The following is a 1,058-nucleotide window of genomic DNA, read 5'->3' on the forward strand; positions in this document are numbered from 1 at the left end:
AGCGGCTGGCCTTGCTTGAGACCTGGCCCGGGGAGCCAAGCTGCAAACCCAACTTCGATTTCAGAAACAGGTTCCAGGCCTGCAGAAAAACTTAACGCTTGCTTGCATTGCATACGCCCGCAACCGGGTCTCGGAACCGGAGGCTGGCCCTCGCACCAGAGCTTGGTCCTTTCAAGGAGGGAGTCGTCCTCACCAAGCACATCCCGACCTTCGACTGCAGATGCGTGTTCCTCAGATCAGTGCAAAATTTATGGCCCTGGGGTAAAAATGCTCGTGCGAGCAGCAGGGATCTAGAGCGGCGCTTTCCTCGCGCCCACGACGGTCGGCCACGGCGCTCGATGGCCTCGGCTATCTCGATCGAAGTCCAACCCGCTGCCATGACTTCCAAAGGTCCATTCGGTGACCTGCTGGCTATCGTGTCGCGGTCAGGATATTCGTCCTAGTCGGTCGCGCCTTTGGGCTTCGTCTCGGACGTAGCTCCGTCGAGGAGACAACCCGGTGAGAGGTCACGTCGAGCAGATGCAGGCACTCAGTCAATTCTTGCCGGGCGATTGGTCTTGGATGCTTCCACGTCCAGCTGGGCGCGACTGGCGTGAAGCAAGGCCGCGATCAAATTTTGGTCGGCTGACTTTTTCCCGGTGTATAGGCACACAAGCTCGCGGGCCTGGACCATCGAATCGGATTCCGGGCTCTCCCTGATGGCTGACGTAAGAGCCCGGGAGAGGATGTCGAAATCCAACAACGAAATAACCGGTCGGCTTCCTTTCATGGCCAAATCCATCCTGTTGGTCTGCAGGCAATACTCGAAAGGTCGACATGACAAGAATCGGCATCACCCGTTCCTTCACGCGCTCAACTTCAGAAGCTCTCGGAACATTTCGCCGAGCACAGCGGCGGGGCGTGGATAACAGCGGTGCAGCGCCACCGCAATTACAAAGGTTAATTCGGCTACGCATCGAGCATCGGATGGTTTGGGACTGATTGTTCGCAAATCGCAGCTATAAATCAAATCTTCAGGGTAAGTTGACATGCTTGCCCCCCGCCGACCGCCTATGGCT

1 protein-coding gene is annotated in these 1,058 nt (G+C 57.3%); it reads right to left on the bottom strand.

The window, feature by feature from the left end; all coding sequences use genetic code 11:
- Positions 1-844: 844 nt before the first annotated feature.
- Positions 845-1,058, bottom strand: a 214-nt coding sequence (locus EOA22_RS38345) for a hypothetical protein (RefSeq protein WP_206521509.1), incomplete at its 5' end; no start/stop codon positions are given.

The sequence above is a fragment of the Mesorhizobium sp. M7A.F.Ca.US.014.04.1.1 genome (assembly GCF_003998745.1).
GTDB classification, from domain to species: Bacteria; Pseudomonadota; Alphaproteobacteria; order Rhizobiales; family Rhizobiaceae; genus Mesorhizobium; species Mesorhizobium ciceri.